This window comes from Streptococcus bouchesdurhonensis (assembly GCF_948472335.1).
This window is the reverse complement of sequence record NZ_CAOKTW010000001.1, coordinates 412,097-431,748: the sequence shown is the minus strand read 5'-3', so window position 1 is coordinate 431,748 and position 19,652 is coordinate 412,097. Positions and strand designations below refer to the sequence as shown.

19 protein-coding genes are annotated in these 19,652 nt (G+C 39.5%); 13 read left to right on the top strand and 6 right to left on the bottom strand.

From position 1 onward, the window contains the following. Positions 1-75: 75 nt before the first annotated feature. From QMQ21_RS02045 to ezrA, 6 genes are all read left to right on the top strand, one after another. Positions 76-2,526, top strand: coding sequence for a bifunctional DnaQ family exonuclease/ATP-dependent helicase (locus QMQ21_RS02045; protein ID WP_261813811.1), 2,451 nt, complete (start codon positions 76-78; stop codon positions 2,524-2,526). 36 nt (positions 2,527-2,562) lie between these two features. Next, positions 2,563-3,786 (top strand): FtsW/RodA/SpoVE family cell cycle protein, encoded by a 1,224-nt coding sequence (locus QMQ21_RS02040; RefSeq protein ID WP_000830666.1) that lies wholly within the window; start codon positions 2,563-2,565, stop codon positions 3,784-3,786. 10 nt (positions 3,787-3,796) lie between these two features. Further along, positions 3,797-4,351, top strand: coding sequence for a DJ-1 family glyoxalase III (locus QMQ21_RS02035; RefSeq protein ID WP_023946435.1), 555 nt, complete (start codon positions 3,797-3,799; stop codon positions 4,349-4,351). Positions 4,352-4,435: 84 nt separating this feature from the next. After that, the gene (locus QMQ21_RS02030) at positions 4,436-4,999 is read left to right on the top strand and encodes an HAD family hydrolase (protein ID WP_004239328.1); all 564 of its coding nucleotides are present in this window, start codon (positions 4,436-4,438) and stop codon (positions 4,997-4,999) included. A 14-nt stretch (positions 5,000-5,013) separates the two neighbouring features. Next, on the top strand, positions 5,014-6,960 hold the full coding sequence (gene gyrB / locus QMQ21_RS02025) for a DNA topoisomerase (ATP-hydrolyzing) subunit B (RefSeq protein ID WP_000134056.1): 1,947 nt from the start codon (positions 5,014-5,016) through the stop codon (positions 6,958-6,960). A gap of 81 nt (positions 6,961-7,041) precedes the next feature. Beyond that, positions 7,042-8,769: a septation ring formation regulator EzrA gene (gene ezrA / locus QMQ21_RS02020; RefSeq protein WP_001285178.1), complete on the top strand. Its 1,728-nt coding sequence runs from the start codon at positions 7,042-7,044 to the stop codon at positions 8,767-8,769. A 47-nt stretch (positions 8,770-8,816) separates the two neighbouring features. Here ezrA and QMQ21_RS02015 read toward each other — a convergent pair whose 3' ends face one another. The 3 genes from QMQ21_RS02015 to QMQ21_RS02005 all read right to left on the bottom strand — a co-directional run bounded on the left by QMQ21_RS02015 (position 8,817) and on the right by QMQ21_RS02005 (position 10,395). Beyond that, positions 8,817-9,449 (bottom strand): GNAT family N-acetyltransferase, encoded by a 633-nt coding sequence (locus tag QMQ21_RS02015; RefSeq protein ID WP_024057987.1) that lies wholly within the window; start codon positions 9,447-9,449, stop codon positions 8,817-8,819. 135 nt (positions 9,450-9,584) lie between these two features. Beyond that, positions 9,585-9,884, bottom strand: coding sequence for a DUF1827 family protein (locus tag QMQ21_RS02010; RefSeq protein WP_000767189.1), 300 nt, complete (start codon positions 9,882-9,884; stop codon positions 9,585-9,587). A 58-nt stretch (positions 9,885-9,942) separates the two neighbouring features. Beyond that, the gene (locus QMQ21_RS02005) at positions 9,943-10,395 is read right to left on the bottom strand and encodes an NUDIX hydrolase (RefSeq protein WP_020902950.1); all 453 of its coding nucleotides are present in this window, start codon (positions 10,393-10,395) and stop codon (positions 9,943-9,945) included. A 175-nt stretch (positions 10,396-10,570) separates the two neighbouring features. Here QMQ21_RS02005 and QMQ21_RS02000 point away from each other — a divergent pair, with 175 nt between their 5' ends. Next, positions 10,571-11,473: a helix-turn-helix transcriptional regulator gene (locus QMQ21_RS02000; RefSeq protein ID WP_033686689.1), complete on the top strand. Its 903-nt coding sequence runs from the start codon at positions 10,571-10,573 to the stop codon at positions 11,471-11,473. A gap of 54 nt (positions 11,474-11,527) precedes the next feature. Further along, on the top strand, positions 11,528-12,142 hold the full coding sequence (locus tag QMQ21_RS01995; RefSeq protein ID WP_033686687.1) for a GyrI-like domain-containing protein: 615 nt from the start codon (positions 11,528-11,530) through the stop codon (positions 12,140-12,142). Positions 12,143-12,182: 40 nt separating this feature from the next. On the opposite strand, the gene QMQ21_RS01990 is transcribed toward QMQ21_RS01995, so the two are convergent. Both QMQ21_RS01990 and QMQ21_RS01985 read right to left on the bottom strand, forming a co-directional pair. Next, entirely contained in the window at positions 12,183-14,450 is a 2,268-nt protein-coding gene (locus QMQ21_RS01990; protein WP_284521263.1) for an ATP-dependent Clp protease ATP-binding subunit, read from the bottom strand. A gap of 230 nt (positions 14,451-14,680) precedes the next feature. Next, positions 14,681-14,911 carry a DUF1797 family protein gene (locus tag QMQ21_RS01985; protein WP_261020079.1) on the bottom strand — a complete coding sequence of 77 codons (231 nt, stop codon included), beginning with the start codon at positions 14,909-14,911 and terminating at the stop codon, positions 14,681-14,683. 190 nt (positions 14,912-15,101) lie between these two features. On the opposite strand from QMQ21_RS01985, the gene QMQ21_RS01980 reads away from it, so the two are divergent. The 4 genes from QMQ21_RS01980 to QMQ21_RS01965 all read left to right on the top strand — a co-directional run bounded on the left by QMQ21_RS01980 (position 15,102) and on the right by QMQ21_RS01965 (position 18,510). Beyond that, complete coding sequence (locus QMQ21_RS01980; protein WP_261813810.1) at positions 15,102-15,785, top strand: amino acid ABC transporter permease; 684 nt, start codon at positions 15,102-15,104, stop codon at positions 15,783-15,785. Beyond that, a complete protein-coding gene (locus QMQ21_RS01975) occupies positions 15,785-16,519 on the top strand; it encodes an amino acid ABC transporter ATP-binding protein (RefSeq protein WP_000140955.1) in 735 nt (244 codons plus the stop codon). Before QMQ21_RS01980 ends, QMQ21_RS01975 begins: the two co-directional genes overlap by 1 nt. Before the next feature lie 153 nt (positions 16,520-16,672). Beyond that, positions 16,673-17,530, top strand: coding sequence for a bifunctional methylenetetrahydrofolate dehydrogenase/methenyltetrahydrofolate cyclohydrolase (locus tag QMQ21_RS01970; RefSeq protein WP_284521262.1), 858 nt, complete (start codon positions 16,673-16,675; stop codon positions 17,528-17,530). A gap of 140 nt (positions 17,531-17,670) precedes the next feature. Then, positions 17,671-18,510 carry an NAD(P)H-hydrate dehydratase gene (locus QMQ21_RS01965; protein ID WP_261035275.1) on the top strand — a complete coding sequence of 280 codons (840 nt, stop codon included), beginning with the start codon at positions 17,671-17,673 and terminating at the stop codon, positions 18,508-18,510. Positions 18,511-18,545: 35 nt separating this feature from the next. Here QMQ21_RS01965 and QMQ21_RS01960 read toward each other — a convergent pair whose 3' ends face one another. Next, complete coding sequence (locus tag QMQ21_RS01960) at positions 18,546-18,731, bottom strand: hypothetical protein (protein WP_020902946.1); 186 nt, start codon at positions 18,729-18,731, stop codon at positions 18,546-18,548. Between the two features lie 232 nt (positions 18,732-18,963). Between QMQ21_RS01960 and rpiA the strand changes: the two genes are divergently transcribed. After that, entirely contained in the window at positions 18,964-19,647 is a 684-nt protein-coding gene (gene rpiA / locus QMQ21_RS01955; RefSeq protein WP_020902945.1) for a ribose-5-phosphate isomerase RpiA, read from the top strand. Positions 19,648-19,652: the final 5 nt, after the last annotated feature.

The following is a 19,652-nucleotide window of genomic DNA, read 5'->3' as shown; positions in this document are numbered from 1 at the left end:
TAGTGTTCTTGAGTTTGAAAATTATCCCATGTTTGCAGGTGCCAAATGGCCCTTTTTTTGGTATAATTTTTTATAATGAAAATGATTGGTAATCGCTATGTTGTGGTGGATTTAGAGGCAACTAGCACAGGTAGTAAGGCTAAAATTATCCAAGTGGGAATTGTTGTGATTGAGGACGGAAAAATCGTTGATCACTATACGACAGATGTCAATCCACATGAACCTTTGGATGCTCATATCAAAGAACTGACAGGATTGACAGACCAACGTCTGGCGCAAGCACCTGATTTTTCGCAAGTTGCTAGAAAAATCTTTGACTTGGTGGAGGACGGGATTTTTGTAGCCCATAATGTTCAGTTTGATGCTAATCTCTTGGCGGAAAATTTATTTTTTGAAGGCTATGAACTAAGAAATCCTCGTGTTGACACGGTCGAATTGGCTCAGGTCTTTTTCCCTGAACTGGAAAAATATAGCTTGCCGATATTGTGTCGAGAATTAGGAATTCCTCTAAAACACGCTCACACAGCCCTTTCAGATGCCCAAGCTACTGCGGAATTACTCTTATTTCTACGGGAAAAGATGGCCCAGCTTCCTAAAGGTCTCTTGGAACGCTTGCTGGAAATGGCTGACGCTCTCCTATACGAGTCCTACCTGCTTATTGAAGAAATTTATCGAAACAAATCTATCCTGAGTTCACCAGACTTGGTCGAAGTTCAAGGACTGTATTTCAAGAAAACTGGAGCTCCCCTGGAGCCACGAAAACTATCCCAAGATTTTTCTAAAAATATTTCTCTGTTAAATCTTGAAGTGAGGGAGGAGCAAGAAAGTTTTGCTAAAGAGGTTGGCTTGCTATTGAAAGATGAGCCTGTCTCTCTGATTCAAGCATCGACAGGGATTGGGAAAACCTATGGCTATCTCTTACCCGCTTTATCTCAAGCCAAAGAGCGTCAGATTGTCCTTAGCGTTCCGACAAAGATTCTTCAAAATCAAATCATGGAAGAAGAAGGTAAACGTCTCAAGGAAGTGTTCCATATAGATATTCATAGTTTAAAGGGACCACACAATTATCTGAAGTTGGATGCCTTTTATCGTTCCTTGCAGGAAAATGATGAAAATCGCTTATTTAGACGCTTTAAAATGCAACTCTTGATCTGGCTGACTGAGACAGAGACAGGAGATTTGGATGAAATTGGGCAACTCTACCGTTACCAACATTTTCTAACAGACCTTCGTCATGACGGGAATTTATCATCTCAAAGCTTATTTGTGACGGAAGATTTTTGGAAACGTAGTCAAGAAAAGGCACAAACCTGCAAGCTTTTAGTGACCAATCATGCCTATCTTGTAACTAGACTGGAAGATAATCCTGAATTTGTCAGTGACCGTTTATTGATTATTGATGAAGTTCAAAAGATTTTGTTAGCTCTAGAAAATCTGCTTCAAGAGACTTACGATGTCCAGTCTATTATCGATTTGCTTGATAAGGCTTTACTGGAGGAGCAAAATAAGGTCCAACAACGAATACTAGAAAGTATTCGCTTTGAGTGCCTCTACTTGATAGAACAATTTCAGTCTGGAAAATCTAGGAAAAATATCTTGGATTCTCTGACCAATCTCCACCAGTATTTTTCAGAATTAGAAGTAGAAGACTTTGAGGAGCTGGTTCGCTATTTTACAGCTGACCGAGATTACTGGCTTGAAGCAATTGAAACGAGTCAAAAGAAAATTCAAATTTCCTCTACGAAATCAGGACGTATTCTCCTATCTTCTTTAGTACCTAATTCATGTCAAGTCTTGGGAGTGTCGGCTACTCTTGAGATTAGTCAGAGAGTTTCTTTGGCAGACCTGTTAGGCTATCCCGAAGCTAAATTTGTTAAGATTGAAGCTTGTAAAAAACAGGATCAAGAAGTGGTCTTGGTCAAAGATTTTCCTCTAGTAACAGAAACCTCCTTAGAAGTCTACGCCAAAGAGGTAGCTGATTTGCTGATGGATGTTCAAGATTTCCAGCAACCGATTTTAGTTCTCTTTACTTCTAAAGACATGCTTCTAGCAGTATCGGATTTACTTCCAGTTAGTCATTTGGCTCAGTATAAAAATGGGGATGTTCATCAGCTTAAGAAACGCTTTGAAAAAGGTGAACAACAAATCCTGCTAGGTGCAGCAAGTTTCTGGGAGGGAGTTGATTTTTCAAGTCATTCTTTTGTGATTCAAATTGTACCAAGACTTCCTTTCCAAAACCCCCAAGAACCCTTGACGAAAAAGATCAATCAGGAACTAATTCAAGAAGGGAAAAATGCCTTTTATGATTATCAATTGCCAATGGCCATTATTCGTTTAAAACAGGCTTTAGGAAGAAGTATGAGACGTGAACACCAACGTTCCTTAACTCTGATTTTGGATAGGAGAATTGTCGGAAAGCGATATGGCAAACAAATTGTGACTTCTCTAGCAAAAGAAGCGATTGTTAAAACCGTCTCTCAATCCGAAGTTGATGAGGCTATTGATAAATTTTTAAATGAACTTTGATAAATAGTATTGTATGAAAGTATAAGGTTAGTATATATGAAACGTTCTCTCGACTCTAGAGTCGATTATAGTTTGCTCCTGCCAGTATTTTTCCTACTGGTTATCGGCGTGGTGGCTATTTATATAGCTGTTAGTCATGATTATCCAAACAATATTCTGCCCATTTTAGGGCAGCAGGTCGCCTGGATCGCCTTGGGGCTTGTGATTGGTTTTGTGGTCATGCTCTTTAATACTGAATTTCTTTGGAAGGTTACACCCTTTCTATATATTTTAGGCTTGGGACTTATGGTTTTACCTATCGTCTTTTATAATCCAAGCTTAGTTGCATCAACAGGTGCCAAAAACTGGGTATCGGTAAATGGTGTTACCTTGTTCCAGCCGTCAGAATTTATGAAGATATCCTATATCCTCATGTTGGCTCGTGTGATTGTCCAGTTTACCAAAAAACATAAGGAATGGAGACGCACAGTTCCGCTGGACTTCTTGTTGATTTTCTGGATGATTCTCTTTACCATTCCAGTCCTAGTTCTTTTGGCACTTCAAAGTGACTTGGGGACGGCTTTGGTTTTTGTGGCTATTTTCTCAGGAATCGTTTTATTATCGGGGGTTTCTTGGAAAATTATTATCCCAGTATTTGTGACTGCTGTAACAGGAATTGCTGGTTTCTTAGCTATTTTTATCAGCAAGGACGGTCGGGCTTTTCTCCATCAACTGGGAATGCCGACCTACCAAATCAACCGTATTTTGGCTTGGCTCAATCCTTTTGACTTTGCCCAAACAACCACTTACCAACAGGCTCAAGGACAGATTGCCATTGGAAGCGGTGGCTTATTTGGACAAGGGTTTAATGCTTCGAATCTGCTTATTCCAGTTCGAGAGTCGGATATGATTTTCACGGTTATCGCAGAAGATTTTGGCTTTATTGGCTCTGTCCTTGTTATTGCCCTTTATCTCATGCTGATTTATCGTATGTTGAAGATTACTCTTAAATCAAATAATCAGTTCTACACCTATATTTCCACAGGTTTGATTATGATGTTACTCTTCCATATCTTTGAGAATATCGGTGCCGTGACAGGTTTGCTTCCTTTGACTGGGATTCCCTTGCCTTTTATTTCGCAAGGAGGATCGGCTATTATCAGTAATTTAATCGGTGTTGGCTTGCTTTTATCGATGAGTTACCAGACTAATCTAGCTGAAGAAAAGAGCGGAAAAGTTCCATTCAAACGGAAAAAGGTTGTATTAAAACAAATCAAATAAGGAGAAAATCATGGTAAAAGTAGCAGTTATGTTGGCTCAGGGCTTTGAAGAAATTGAAGCTTTGACAGTTGTGGATGTTTTGCGTCGTGCAAATATTACTTGTGATATGGTTGGTTTTGAAGAGCAAGTGACGGGTTCGCATGCAATCCAAGTAAGTGCAGACCGTGTTTTTGATGGTGATTTATCAGACTATGACATGATTGTTCTTCCTGGAGGTATGCCTGGTTCTGCACATTTGCGCGATAATCAGGCCTTGATTCAAGAGTTGCAAAGCTTTGAACGAGAAGGGAAGAAACTGGCAGCCATTTGTGCGGCGCCAATTGCCCTCAATCAAGCAGGGCTATTGAAAAACAAGCAGTACACTTGCTATGATGGCGTTCAAGAGCAAATCTTTGATGGTCAATATGTAAAGGAAACAGTAGTGGTAGATGGTCATTTGATAACCAGTCGAGGCCCCTCAACAGCCCTTGCCTTTGCCTACGAGTTGGTGGAGCAATTAGGAGGAGACGCAGAGACTTTACGAACAGGAATGCTCTATCGAGATGTCTTTGGTAAAAATCAGTAAAACGGGAGTCAAACTCTCGTTTTTTATGTGGAAAACTCAGGGAAATCATCGCTTTTTTCATAAAAAAATGCTATAATGAAGGGTATGAAATATCACGATTATATCTGGGATTTAGGTGGAACTTTACTGGATAATTACGAAACTTCAACAGCTGCATTTGTTGAAACATTGGCATTGTATGGCATCACACAAGACCATGACAGTGTCTATCAGGCTTTAAAGGTTTCTACTGATTTTGCGATTGAGACATTCGCTCCCAACTTAGAGAATTTTTTAGAAAAATATAAGGAAAATGAAGCCAGAGAGCTTGAACATCCGATTTTGTTTGATGGAGTTTCTGATTTATTGAAAGATATCTCCAATCAAGGTGGCCGTCATTTTTTGGTTTCTCATCGAAATGATCAGGTCTTGGAAATTTTAGAAAAAACCTCTATAGCAGCTTATTTTACAGAAGTGGTGACTTCTAACTCAGGCTTTAAGAGAAAACCAGATCCTGAATCCATGATTTATTTAAGAGAAAAATATCAAATTAGTTCAGGCCTTGTCATTGGTGATCGACCGATTGATATCGAAGCCGGGCAAGCTGCAGGACTAGCTACCCACTTGTTTACCAGTATCGTGAATTTAAGACAAGTATTAGACATGTAAGAAAAAGGAATAAGATGACAGAAGAAATCAAAAATCTGCAGGCACAAGATTATGATGCCAGTCAAATTCAAGTTTTAGAGGGCTTAGAGGCTGTTCGTATGCGTCCAGGGATGTATATCGGGTCAACTTCAAAAGAAGGTCTTCACCATCTAGTCTGGGAAATTGTTGATAACTCAATTGACGAGGCCTTGGCAGGATTTGCTAGCCATATTCAAGTCTTTATTGAGCCAGATAATTCGATTACAGTTGTTGATGATGGACGTGGTATCCCAGTCGATATTCAGGAAAAAACAGGTCGACCTGCCGTTGAGACTGTCTTTACTGTTCTTCACGCTGGAGGAAAGTTTGGCGGTGGCGGATATAAGGTCTCAGGTGGTCTTCACGGAGTGGGGTCCTCAGTTGTTAACGCCCTTTCAACTCAATTAGATGTTCATGTCCACAAAAATGGTAAGATTCATTACCAAGAATACCGTCGTGGTCATGTTGTCGCAGACCTTGAGGTGGTTGGAGATACGGATAAAACTGGAACAACAGTTCACTTTATACCGGATCCAGAAATTTTCACTGAAACAACAACTTTTGATTTTGATAAATTAAATAAACGGATTCAAGAGTTGGCCTTTCTAAATCGTGGTCTTCAAATCTCCATCACAGATAAGCGTGAGGGGCTAGAACAAACTAAGCATTACCACTATGAAGGTGGGATTGCTAGCTACGTTGAATATATCAACGAGAACAAGGATGTTATCTTTGATACACCAATTTACACAGATGGTGAAATGGATGATATCACGGTTGAAGTAGCCATGCAGTACACAACGGGTTACCATGAAAATGTCATGAGTTTCGCCAATAATATTCATACCCATGAAGGTGGAACGCATGAACAAGGTTTCCGTACAGCCTTGACACGTGTTATCAACGATTATGCTCGTAAAAATAAGTTACTGAAAGACAATGAAGACAACCTAACAGGGGAAGATGTTCGTGAAGGATTAACTGCTGTTATCTCAGTTAAACACCCAAATCCACAGTTTGAAGGACAAACCAAGACCAAATTGGGAAATAGCGAAGTGGTCAAGATTACCAATCGTCTCTTCAGCGATGCCTTCTCTGATTTCCTTATGGAGAATCCTCAAATTGCAAAACGCATTGTAGAAAAAGGAATTCTAGCTGCTAAGGCTCGTGTGGCTGCCAAGCGTGCGCGAGAAGTCACTCGTAAAAAATCTGGTTTGGAAATTTCCAACCTTCCAGGGAAACTAGCAGACTGTTCTTCTAACAATCCTGCGGAAACAGAACTCTTCATCGTCGAAGGAGACTCAGCTGGTGGATCAGCAAAATCTGGTCGTAACCGTGAATTTCAGGCAATTCTTCCAATCCGCGGTAAGATTTTGAACGTTGAAAAGGCAAGTATGGATAAGATTCTAGCTAACGAAGAAATTCGTAGTCTTTTCACAGCGATGGGAACAGGATTTGGTGCAGAATTTGATGTTTCAAAAGCTCGTTACCAAAAACTTGTTTTGATGACCGATGCCGATGTCGATGGAGCCCACATTCGTACTCTTCTTTTAACCTTGATTTATCGTTATATGAAACCAATCCTAGAAGCTGGTTATGTTTATATCGCCCAACCTCCAATCTATGGTGTCAAGGTTGGAAGCGAGATTAAAGAATATATCCAGCCAGGAGCAGACCAAGAAATTAAACTCCAAGAAGCCTTAGCCCGCCACAGTGAAGGTCGTGCCAAACCAACTATTCAGAGGTATAAAGGTCTTGGTGAAATGGACGATCATCAGTTATGGGAAACAACCATGGATCCCGAGCATCGCTTGATGGCTAGAGTTTCTGTGGATGATGCTGCAGAAGCAGATAAAATCTTTGATATGTTGATGGGGGATCGAGTAGAGCCTCGTCGTGAATTTATCGAAGAAAATGCCGTCTATAGTACACTTGATGTCTAAAAAATCGGGAGAAGTAGTTCCCTTGGTCTAAAAAATATGATATAATCATTACGATTGTTTCAAGTAAAAAAGGAGTTTAATATGTCTGATAGTCTAGTAGTATATCTTATAATTGCAATTGCAATTATATTGCTGATTTCATATGCTATAGCAATTTATGTACGGAAACGCAATGAAAGTAAATTAGCAATTTTAGAAGAGAAAAAAGAAGAGCTGTACAATCTTCCAGTTAATGATGAAGTTGAAGCTGTAAAAAATATGCACTTGATTGGACAAAGTCAAGTGACTTTCCGTGAATGGAACCAAAAATGGGTTGACCTATCTCTTAACTCTTTTGCCGATATCGAAAATAATCTTTTCGAGGCAGAAGGTTATAACAATTCATTCCGTTTTTTTAAGGCTAGTCATCAAATTGACCAAATCGAGAGCCAAATTACCTTGATTGAAGAAGATATTGCGGCAATTCGCAATGCCTTGGCAGATTTGGAGAAACAAGAATCTAAAAACAGCGGTCGTGTTCTTCATACCTTGGACTTGTTTGAAGAGTTGCAACACCGAGTGGCTGATCATTCTGAAGAATATGGCCAAGGTTTATCTGAAATCGAAAAACAATTGGAAAATATCCAATCAGAGTTTTCTCAGTTTGTTACTTTGAACACTTCAGGTGACCCAGTAGAAGCTGCTGTGATTTTGGATAATGCTGAAAATCATATCTTGGCTTTGAGTCACATTGTTGACCGCCTGCCAGCGATTGTAAAAACATTATCTAAAGAGCTACCTGATCAATTGGAAGATTTGGAGGATGGTTACCGTAAGCTTTTAGATGCTAACTATCATTTTGCTGAAACGGATATTGAATCTCGCTTCCAATTGCTTTATGAATCTTTGAAGAAAAACCACGAAAATATTGCACAATTAGAGTTGGATAATGCTGAGTATGAAAATACTCAAGTTCAAGAAGAAATCAATTCACTCTATGATATCTTTACACGAGAAATCGCTGCTCAAAAAGTAGTAGAAGGCTTAGTTGCAACTCTTCCTACATATTTGAAACACATGAAAGATAGTAATGCTGTTTTAGTGGAAGATATTCAACGATTGAGTAACAATTACCTACTATCTGAAACGGATGTTAGTCATGTTCATAGATTACAAGCTGAGTTAGAATCTTTAGAAGAATCTGTATTGGAACTAACTTCTGAACAAGAGGAACATTCTGAACCTTATTCATTCCTTGAAGAACGTTTGGAAAACTTACAAGCTACTTTGAAGGAAATTGAAGATGAACAAGTTGAGGTTAGTCAACGTCTTGCTCAGATTGAAAAAGATGATATCAATGCTCGCCAGAAGGCAAATGTTTATGTTAATCGTCTTCACACAATTAAGAGATATATGGAAAAACGCAATCTTCCAGGTATTCCTCAGAATTTCTTACAGTTGTTCTTTACAGCAAGTAACCATACTGAAGAGTTGATGGCTGAACTAGAAGAAGCTCGGGTCAATATAGAAGCTGTGAACCGGATGCTTGAAATTGCAACAAATGATATAGAAGCACTTGAAGAAGAAACCTATAATATTGTTCAATATGCAACGTTGACAGAACAATTGCTACAGTATTCGAACCGTTACCGCTCATTTGATGAACGAATTCAAGAAGCCTTTAATGAATCATTAGAAATTTTTGAAAAAGAATTTGATTATCATGCTTCATTTGATAAGATTTCGCAAGCTTTGGAAGTTGCAGAACCAGGTGTAACCAACCGTTTTGTCACTTCATACGAAAAAACACGTGAGACGATTCGTTTCTAACATAATAAAAAAGATTTGGTTCTGTGGTAAGCAGCACCAAATCTTTTTTATTTATTTATTGTTTTTAAAAATGCCCAGTTACCAATTGATTTTGATCCGTATTCTAGATCCATAAAGTCCAGTAATACATAATCGTTTTTTTCGTAGAATGAGACATTTCTAGCTGTACTAGTTATGAGTCCCAAGTGTTTACAGCCTTTTGATTTGACATAAGGTTCAATCCCTTGTGTCAGAAAAGTACTGCCTATTCCCTGCCCCTTACTTTCTATATTGACAGCTAAGGCCATCAAATACCAATCAAACTCTCCAGATTTTTCTAAATGCTTTTTGGAACGTTTTACAAAGTCAAAGTATTTAAGGAGATTTTGTGGTCGAATGTAGCGAAAAATGTTTGTTCCTCCATTTCGTAGATAGGATAGTATACAGAAATCTTTTTGTTGCAAAAGGGCGACTGCAAGTAAGTCTCCATCCTGTTCCGCAATTAAACAGTTTCCCTTCTTAATATAGACTCTAGTAAGCAGAATTTGCAACGTTTCTACAAAAGCAGGATAGGAGTCAGGTTTCTTCAAATCATCAGTTATAATCGTTAAAAAGGGATAGTCAAGAAAGGAATTGGCTAATAATTTTCCAATTTTTTCGCTTTCTTCAATTCTTGCCTCTCTATATATGATGTCTCCCATGTTTGTCTCCTTAATTATCTACAAAATCTTGTATGACAAGATTTTATAGATAAAAAATTGGAGATGATTTAAAAAGCTAAATAAACCTAATTTTGTTCCATAAGGTTCAAAGCACTTTCTAATCTCTCCAAGATTTTATTTGGTTGGAATCGAAATTCCAATTAATTTTTCTGAATAGAGGGTTTTGATATTGGCCTCATCAATAGAGTCCTTATCAATTTTACGTTTCAAGAAAAATTCTTGAATAGCTTCGATTTCAGGTTCTCGAATAGCGCGGTGTTTGTTTGAGATGAGGATTTCATAGTGAAGCGGAGCTTGGGTAAAAATAACATCGGTATTCCCTGCAGAATAGACCTCAACAAGGGTTGCGTCTGTACTTTCTAGCTGGCTTTTAACAAGTTGCGAGTGTGAGTTTGTCGTATTGATTAGCTTCATAACATTTCCTCCGATTTTCTAATTCTATTATAGCACTTTTTGAATAAAGTGGCTGAATTTAGTCAATCTTATGCTGTTTTTTCCATGATTGGATTGCCCATTTATGGCTACCACGTTTGAGATTTTCAATAGCTTCATCAATAGGGAACCAGGCAATATGATTAAAGTCTTCTAGTGGCTTTTGCACTTCTTTGAAAGAAGTTGCTTCATAGAGGTAGGCAGGATTGTAGTAGTAGGTGTCACGATGACGAGAGTAGAAATATTCGTCAGCTTGTCCGTAATAGGCACCAATTTCAGCTGTGAAGCCAAGCTCTTCAATCAATTCACGTTTTAGGGCTTCCTGATGGTTCTCACCAGCTTCAATTTCGCCACCTGGTAGGAACCAAGCGCCATTAGGTGCTTGAACAAGAACAATTTGTTTTTGTTCAGCATCAGGGATAACTGCATATACGCCATAGCGTGACACATAGTCTGTATTTGCTTTCTTTTCTCCGAAAGTTGGGTTTGCCATTGCATTTTCCTCATTATCTAGTATCGTTATTATTATCATAATGGACAAAGGGCAAGCTGTCAAGAAGAAACCAACGAACTTGTGAAGAAAATCTACTTTAACTTTATCGATATTTATTGGGGTAAATTCTCCAAACGGACTTCTTTAACTGGTATAATAAAAGGGAGGTGATTTTATGGCAGAATCAAGATTATTTCGCATCCTATATCTACTTTTAGAAAAAGGCAGTACAACAGCTCCTGAATTAGCCCGATTATTTGAAGTGTCTGTACGAACAATTTATCGTGATATTGAGCGCTTAAGTATGGCGGGGATTCCCATTTATTCGATTCCTGGAAACTCAGGTGGAATTTTTTTAATGAAGGACTTTGTCCTGGATCGCGCTCTTGTGTCGGAGAATGAAAAAATAGAACTGTTGTCTGCTTTGCAAGGGATTCAAGCTCTGACGGATGACAGACAAGACCTGTTACTTGAAAAATTAGAATCTATTTTTCAAGTTTCTACCAGCCCTTGGATAGAAGTAGATTTGACTGACTGGAGAAAGCGAGAAGGTCAAAAAGAATTATTTGATAATATCAAACATGCTATTCTAGAGAAGAGGCGACTGGTTATCACTTATCTAGGTGGGAGTGGTCAGAAAACGATTCGTACAGTTGAACCTTTTAAACTCGTATTTAAAAAGAGAGATTGGTACCTTCATGCTTACTGTTGTTTGAAGGAAGACTGGCGCTTTTTCAAGTTATCTAGAATTAGGAATTGTCACCTAACAAATGCAATAGTGAAGCAGAAAAACGTAATGGATTCCGTTGATAGTTCAGATCAAGTGGCAAATCAAATCGAAGTTTCCTTGAAGTTTAGTCCCAAGCTTGCTTTCCGGGTTTATGAAGATTTTTCAGAAGATGAGATTATCTTGGGCAAAGATAGATGTTATTATGTCAAGACTGTCCTACCAGAGCATGAAAGTCTATATACTTACCTCCTGTCTTATCTAGATGGGGTTGAAATACTCGATCCCGATTATCTGAGGAAGGAACTGCTTTTTAGAGTAGAAAAAATCCAAAAACTTTATAAACCTTGACAAAAGATGTCAGGGTTTTAGTGCTATACTAGAGATAGAAAGGAGAAAAATCAAATGAAATACGAATGGAGAAAAGAAGCGAAAGCTCTTTATCAAGTCAAGGCTAGGCCCACTATCTTACAGATACCAGGTCAAACTTATATCGTAATTGATGGTAAAGGAGATCCAAATCAAGAAGATTTTTCAGAACGCGTAGGAGTTTTGTATGCCTTAGCTTATGCGATAAAGATGAAGTATAAAAAAGCTCCTCTGGATCAAGTCTACACTGATTTTACAGTCTTTCCTTTAGAAGGTGTATGGAAAAAGGAGAAGGAAGGAGAACTGGTAAAAAGTAAGCTTTCGTATAGCATTATGATTGGGCAACCCGATTATATTACGCGAGAACTATTTGAGGAAGCTCTGAACGAGGTGAAAATCAAGAAGCCAAATCTTCTCTATGAGGCTATTCATTTTGAAAAAATAGAAGAAGGCCTAAGTCTTGCTATGCTTCATGTAGGACCTTTTGATACAGAAAATGAGACTTTTGCAGATATGGAAGATTTTTGTCAACTTCATAAACTCAAAAGAATTACGGAGTTCCACCGAGAAATCTATCTCAATAACCTTCATCGAACGGAGTCAAGCAAATTGAAAACAATTCTTCGCTATCAAGTTCAAGAAGAGAATTAAAAAGAACAGGAGATCTTGTTTCCTGTTCTTTTTATGAGTTCTAATCTTCTATTTCAGAAGTATTCTCTTTGATTTTTTCAGCTTTTTTGGCAGATTTGATTTGAATGTTGCCCTTGCTGGTCATAACTGCCTTGAGGTCTTTTTCGCTTGGATTTTCAAGGTAGTAGTCAGTGATTGCGTCCTCAATATAGTCTTGAATAGTACGACGAAGTGGGCGTGCTCCCATTTTTGGATCATAGCCGAGGTCAACCAATTTTTCCTTGACCTTTTCAGTTACAACTAAATGAATGTTGTTGCTAGAAAGGCGCTTGTTAACGTCTGCTAGCATAAGCTCGACAATCTGAAGGAGATTGTCCTTGCTGAGAGCCTTAAATTCTATAATACCATCAAAACGGTTCATAAACTCTGGGCTAAAGAAGTTACCGAGTTCACCGAGAACAGAGTTGGTACGTCCTTCTCTAGCAGCACCAAATCCAACGCTGGCTTCGGCTTTACCAGTCCCAGCATTTGAAGTCATGATGATGATGGCGTCCTTGAAGCTAACGGTACGTCCTTGCCCATCTGTCAAACGACCATCGTCCAAGACCTGGAGGAACATATGCATAACATCTGGGTGAGCTTTTTCGACTTCATCGAGAAGGATGAGGGAATATGGATTGCGACGAACTTTTTCAGTTAATTGCCCAGCCTCATCGTAGCCAACATAACCTGGAGGGGCGCCGACCAACTTAGCCACGCTGTGTTTTTCCATGTATTCACTCATGTCAAAGCGAATCATGCTGTCAGCAGAACCAAAGAGTTCGATAGCTAGTTGTTTGGAAAGTTCTGTTTTACCAACACCAGTTGGTCCGACAAAGAGAAAGCTTCCAATTGGACGGTTTGGCGTACCGAGACCGACACGATTCCGGCGAATAGCCTTGGCAATCTTATCGACTGCATCATCCTGTCCAATAACATGCGACTTGAGATCTTCGGCTAGATGGATGAGTTGAGATTGTTCTTTCTCTTTCAAATCACCAACAGGGATATTGGTTTTCTGCTCGATAATATGCTCAATGGTTTTTTCACTGATGATAGGAGTATCTTGGTCTGTGACCTTTTTCTTTTGCATTTCTTTATACTTGGCAATCTGGTCGCGGAAGTAGGCAGCCTTCTCAAAATCTTCCTCTCGTGTAGCTTGAGATTTTAGATTTTCAGCCTCAATCAAGCGCTGATCGATAACTTTAGGATCCACAAAATTTAAGGTCAAGTTCATCTTAGAACCCGCTTCATCTAAGAGGTCAATGGCCTTGTCAGGTAAGAAGCGATCTTGGATGTAGCGATTGGACAGAGTTGCAGCTGCTTCAATTGCAGCATCGGTATACTGAACGTGGTGGTAGTCTTCGTATTTCTTTTGAATGCCTTTGAGGATAGTGACTGTTTCTTCCACTGTTGGTTCATCGACTTTGACAGGCTGCATACGACGCTCTAGGGCAGCATCCTTTTCAATGATACGGTATTCATTGAGGGTAGTGGCACCGACCAGTTGCAGTTCCCCACGAGCAAGGGCTGGCTTGAGGATATTTCCTGCATCCATATTACCATCGCCCGCAGAACCTGCACCAACAATTTCATGGATTTCATCGATAAAGAGGATGATATCCTCACGTTTGCGAATTTCTTCCATGAGTTTTTGCATGCGTTCTTCAAATTGTCCACGGATACCCGTTCCTTGAACTAGGCTAACCACATCCAGACGGATAACTTGTTTGCCTTGGAGTTTATGTGGAACATCGCCATCAACGATTTTCTGAGCTAGACCTTCGACAACGGCAGTTTTTCCGACACCTGGTTCACCGATAAGAACAGGATTATTCTTGGTTCTACGATTGAGAATTTCGATGACACGGATAATCTCATCGTCGCGCCCAATAACGGGGTCAATATCTCCACGACGGGCAATTTCAGTTACGTTGATACCAAATTCTTCCAGCAGGCCTTTTTCTTGGCTTGGTGGAGGAGTTTGAGCAGATCCACGATTTTGGGAACCATAACCGCCGTTTCCACCGTAACCTCCACCTGATTGGGTTGGAGGAGTCGGAGGAGTATTGCTAGAAGGTCTAAAATTGTTTAGGTCATTGAAGAAATCACCAAAGGGATCAAAGTCACGATTATTCAGATCCGTCATACCTTTAAAGAGGTTATTGTTAGGATCTGTCTTGATAATCTTATAACAGTTTTGACAGAGGTCAATTTGTTTTTGCTTTCCATTGAGATTGGTATAAAGATGAATCGTTGAGTCATTGATTTTACAGTTTTGACAAAGCATACATCTACCTCATTTCTTTCTTTAGCTTGACCTGTCCAAAGGTCAAAAATAGTCAAATTTCTATACTCTCATTATAACAGGATTGGGGTGTAAAGCAAGTAAAAAGATTGCAGCTTTGAGAAGTTGTTACAATGAAAATCTTCGTGGATTTGGACTATAAAAAAATCCTATTTGTGAGACAAAAAGGATTTTGGTTAGACATGCAGGGTGTAATCCCAGCTTGTTTTGTATTAGTAAAGGAGTTCGTAAATCTCCATTGCAATCAAGTCAATGCTGTCAAACGTATAAGTTTCGCGAGCTTCTACATCACGAAGGGTAAAGATTGAGCCGTTTTCTTCATCATAGCTGTATGCAACTTCTGCAACAACAACTCCTTCGCGTTCAAAATTACGTTTTAAATTTCCGCCGTCTTTTGCCATTGCTTCAAGGCGGTTGATGATTCTAACCAAATGTGATTCCATTTTGATTCTCCTTCATTTCTTATCGTTACTATTTTACCATAAAGGAGGCCAACTTGCCTAGAAAAAACTAAGATTTCTCGCTAATTCTACAAGCTTAAAGTTTTTTTGAATAAATTAGACAAAAGATTTGAATTTTAATTCAATTTATGTTATAATCATACGGTATTCTATTTTAGAAAGCAGTGTGACTATGAATTTTTCTTTTTTACCAAAGTATTTACCTTATTTTAACTACGGGGCTGTCGTGACGGTTCTCGTTTCTATCTGTGTGGTCTTTTTAGGAACCATTCTGGGTGTTGTCTTGGCTTTTGGGCAACGTTCAAAGTTTAAACCGCTTGTCTGGCTCGCCAACTTGTACGTTTGGATTTTCCGCGGGACGCCAATGATGGTTCAGATTATGATTGCCTTTGCTCTTATGCATATCAATGCTCCGACTATTCAGGTTGGGATTTTAGGTGTTGACCTTTCTCGTCTGATTCCAGGGATTTTGATTATTTCTATGAACAGTGGTGCTTATGTTTCTGAGACTGTTCGGGCTGGGATTAATGCGGTTCCTAAGGGGCAGTTAGAGGCGGCCTATTCTTTAGGGATTCGTCCTAAAAATGCGATGCGCTATGTGATTTTGCCACAAGCTATCAAAAATATTTTGCCAGCATTGGGGAACGAATTTATCACTATTATCAAGGATAGTTCCCTCTTATCAGCTATCGGTGTTATGGAGTTGTGGAATGGAGCTACAACAGTTTCTACAACAACCTATCTACCTTTAACACCACTTTTATTTGCAGCCTTTTACTACTTGATTATGACCTCTATTTTGACAGTAGCCTTGAAAGCTTTTGAAAAACGTATGGGACAAGGAGATAAAAAATAATGACAGAAACCTTGATAAAAATTGAAAATTTACATAAATCCTTTGGAAAGAATGAAGTATTGAAGGGAATCAATCTCGAGATTAAAAGAGGAGAAGTTGTCGTTATCATCGGTCCTTCAGGGAGCGGGAAATCTACCTTGCTTCGCTCTATGAATTTGTTGGAAGAAGCGACCAAGGGGAAGGTTATCTTTGAGGGAGTCGATATTACGGACAAGAAGAATGACCTGTTTGCCATGCGTGAGAAGATGGGCATGGTTTTTCAACAATTCAATCTCTTTCCTAATATGACTGTGATGGAAAATATCACCTTGTCACCTATCAAGACCAAAGGTGAGAGCAAGGCTGTTGCTGAGAAGAGAGCTCAGGAACTTTTGGAAAAAGTTGGTTTACCAGATAAGGCAACTGCTTATCCACAGAGTTTGTCAGGTGGCCAGCAACAGCGGATTGCTATTGCACGTGGTTTAGCTATGGAACCTGATGTTTTGCTCTTTGACGAGCCAACTTCAGCTTTGGACCCTGAGATGGTTGGAGAAGTTCTGGCTGTTATGCAAGACCTAGCCAAGTCAGGAATGACCATGGTTATCGTAACGCATGAGATGGGATTCGCTCGTGAGGTGGCAGACCGTGTCATCTTTATGGCAGACGGTGTGGTTGTTGAAGATGGAACACCTGAACAGATTTTTGAACAAACCCAAGAACAACGGACTAAAGACTTCTTGAGTAAGGTTTTATAATCTATTTTAAAATTTCAAAACAAGATTAGTGAAAAGCTCAACCAGAGCTTTTTCTTATAGTTTGAAACTATAAGATTGCCTAGGAAAGAAGTGTTAGAGGGGACCAGCAGTTTTTGGTATAATGGAAGATATTTGAAAGAAAAGAGAAGTGATATGACACAGATTATTGATGGGAAGGCTCTAGCAGCTAAGTTACAAGGACAGCTGGCTGAAAAGACTGAAAGATTAAAGGAAGAGACAGGTCTAGTACCTGGTTTGGTAGTGATTTTGGTTGGGGATAATCCAGCAAGCCAAGTCTATGTTCGCAACAAGGAACGTTCTGCCCTTGCGGCTGGTTTCCGTAGTGAAGTAGTGCGAGTTCCAGAGACCATTACTCAAGAGGAATTGTTAGACTTAATTGCTAAATACAATCAAGATTCAGCTTGGCATGGGATATTGGTCCAGTTACCATTACCAAAACATATTGATGAAGAGGCAGTTTTATTGTCCATTGACCCAGAAAAGGATGTAGATGGTTTCCATCCGCTAAACATGGGGCGTCTTTGGTCTGGTCATCCAGTCATGGTTCCTTCTACACCTGCAGGAATTATGGAGATGTTTCATGAGTATGGAATTGATTTAGAAGGTAAAAATGCCGTTGTTATCGGTCGTTCCAATATCGTTGGAAAACCCATGGCCCAGCTTCTTTTGGCCAAGAATGCAACAGTGACCTTGACTCACTCACGGACTCATAATCTCGCTAAGGTTGCTGCAAAAGCGGATATTCTTGTGGTCGCAATCGGTCGTGCCAAGTTTGTGACTCCTGACTTTGTCAAACCAGGTGCTGTTGTCATTGACGTTGGGATGAACCGCGATGAAAATGGTAAGCTCTGTGGGGATGTTGATTATGAGGCGGTTGCACCACTTGCTAGTCATATCACGCCAGTTCCTGGAGGTGTTGGTCCTATGACCATTACTATGCTGATGGAACAAACTTATCAGGCAGCAGTTCGGACATTGGAAAGAAAATAAGAGAGAATTCGCTGAAGAGAGTGTGTTTTCTATAGCTATATCTAAAATGGCAGAAATGAATATTAAATTTTAGAAATAAGTTTATAAAAGGAGGTATGCGCCTCCTTTTTGTTGTATAATAAATGCGAGAGGAAAAAACGATGAAAGTGATTGATCAAGCCTTACTAGAAAAAGTCATTATTGAACGTTCTCGTACAAGTCATAAAGGAGACTATGGCCGTCTGCTCTTGCTTGGTGGGACTTATCCCTATGGTGGTGCTATCGTCATGGCTGCTTTAGCAGCTGTAAAAAGCGGTGCAGGATTGGTGACTGTTGGAACGGATAGGGAAAATATCCCAGCTTTGCACAGTCATTTACCTGAGGCTATGGCCTTTTCTCTTCAAGACCAGCAACTGTTAAAAGAGCAGTTGGAGAGGGCAGAAGTGGTCTTAGTGGGACCTGGTTTACGAGACGATGCTTTTGGAGAAAATCTAGTAAAACAGGTTTTTGCTAGATTAAGACAGAATCAGATTTTGATTGTAGACGGAGGGGCCTTAACCATCCTTGCTAGAACTAGATTATCATTTCCTTCGTGTCAGCTTATCTTAACTCCCCACCAAAAAGAATGGGAAAAACTGTCTGGAATTACTATTGAAAAGCAAAACGAAGATGCAACAGCTAGTGCCCTGACTTCCTTTCCTCAAGGAACAATTTTGGTAGAGAAAGGTCCGGCTACTCGTATTTGGCAGGTTGGCCAGTCTGATTATTACCAGTTACAGGTTGGTGGTCCCTATCAGGCTACTGGGGGAATGGGAGATACACTAGCTGGGATGATAGCAGGATTTGTAGGCCAGTTTAAACAAGCCAGTCTTTATGAACGCGTAACCGTAGCGACTCATCTTCATTCAGCTATAGCTCAAGAACTATCTCAAGAACATTATGTGGTCTTGCCGACGGAAATCAGCTCTTATCTTCCTAAAATTATGAAAAAATATCTTTAAAAGGCACCTGATCGTTTCAGGCGCCTTTGTATTTTTTAGAAAAATCCTTTAATCTTTCCAACGAGGCCATCTAAACCTTCCGAACCAGAAATCAACTGCTGAGCTTGTGCGAAGTATTCTCCGAGTTGATCTTGATTTTCTGCAACGAATGTTTTTGCAGCTTCAAAATCTTTTGTCTCGATTAGTTCTTTTACTTGATTAAACAAATCTAATGGGTTCATCTTATTTCTCCTTTTCTGTACTTACCTATTTAATCATCTTTATGATAAAAAATCAACTTTAATTTTTAAAGAGCTTTCGAAATCTAGATTTGGGAATTTTTGATCTGTATACAAGCATGGAGAAAGAAAATTAGAAATCATAGATAAAAATGTTCGGTTTTTTTCACTGTATCCATGAAATAAAAAGTGATACATGTTATAATAAAGTTAGCTCTTTAATGGAGGTGTTTGAGTGGAAAATCTGAAAAAAATGGCAGGTATCAAGGCTGCTGAGTTTGTCAAGGATGGAATGGTAGTCGGACTAGGAACGGGGTCTACTGCCTATTATTTTGTAGAAGAAATCGGTCGTCGTATTAAGGAAGAAGGACTGCAAATTACTGCTGTAACGACTTCTAGTGTGACCAGTAAACAGGCTGAAGGGTTAAATATCCCGCTAAAGTCTATTGACCAAGTAGACTTGGTTGATGTGACGGTTGACGGGGCAGATGAAGTGGATAGCCAGTTTAACGGAATCAAAGGTGGTGGTGGTGCCCTTCTGATGGAGAAGGTTGTCGCAACGCCCTCAAAAGAATATATTTGGGTGGTAGACGAAAGCAAACTAGTTGAGAAATTGGGCGCTTTTAAACTGCCTGTAGAAGTAGTTCAGTATGGTGCAGAACAGGTCTTCCGTCGTTTTGAGCGAGCTGGCTACAAACCAAGTTTCCGTGAAAAAGACGGCCAACGTTTTGTGACGGATATGCAGAACTTTATCATTGACTTGGCCTTGGATGTCATCGAGGATCCAATTGCCTTTGGCCAAGAATTGGACCATATCGTTGGTGTCGTGGAGCACGGCTTATTTAATCAAATGGTGGATAAGGTAATCGTTGCTGGACGAGACGGGGTTCAGATTTTAACTTCAACAAAAGCAAACTAATCAAC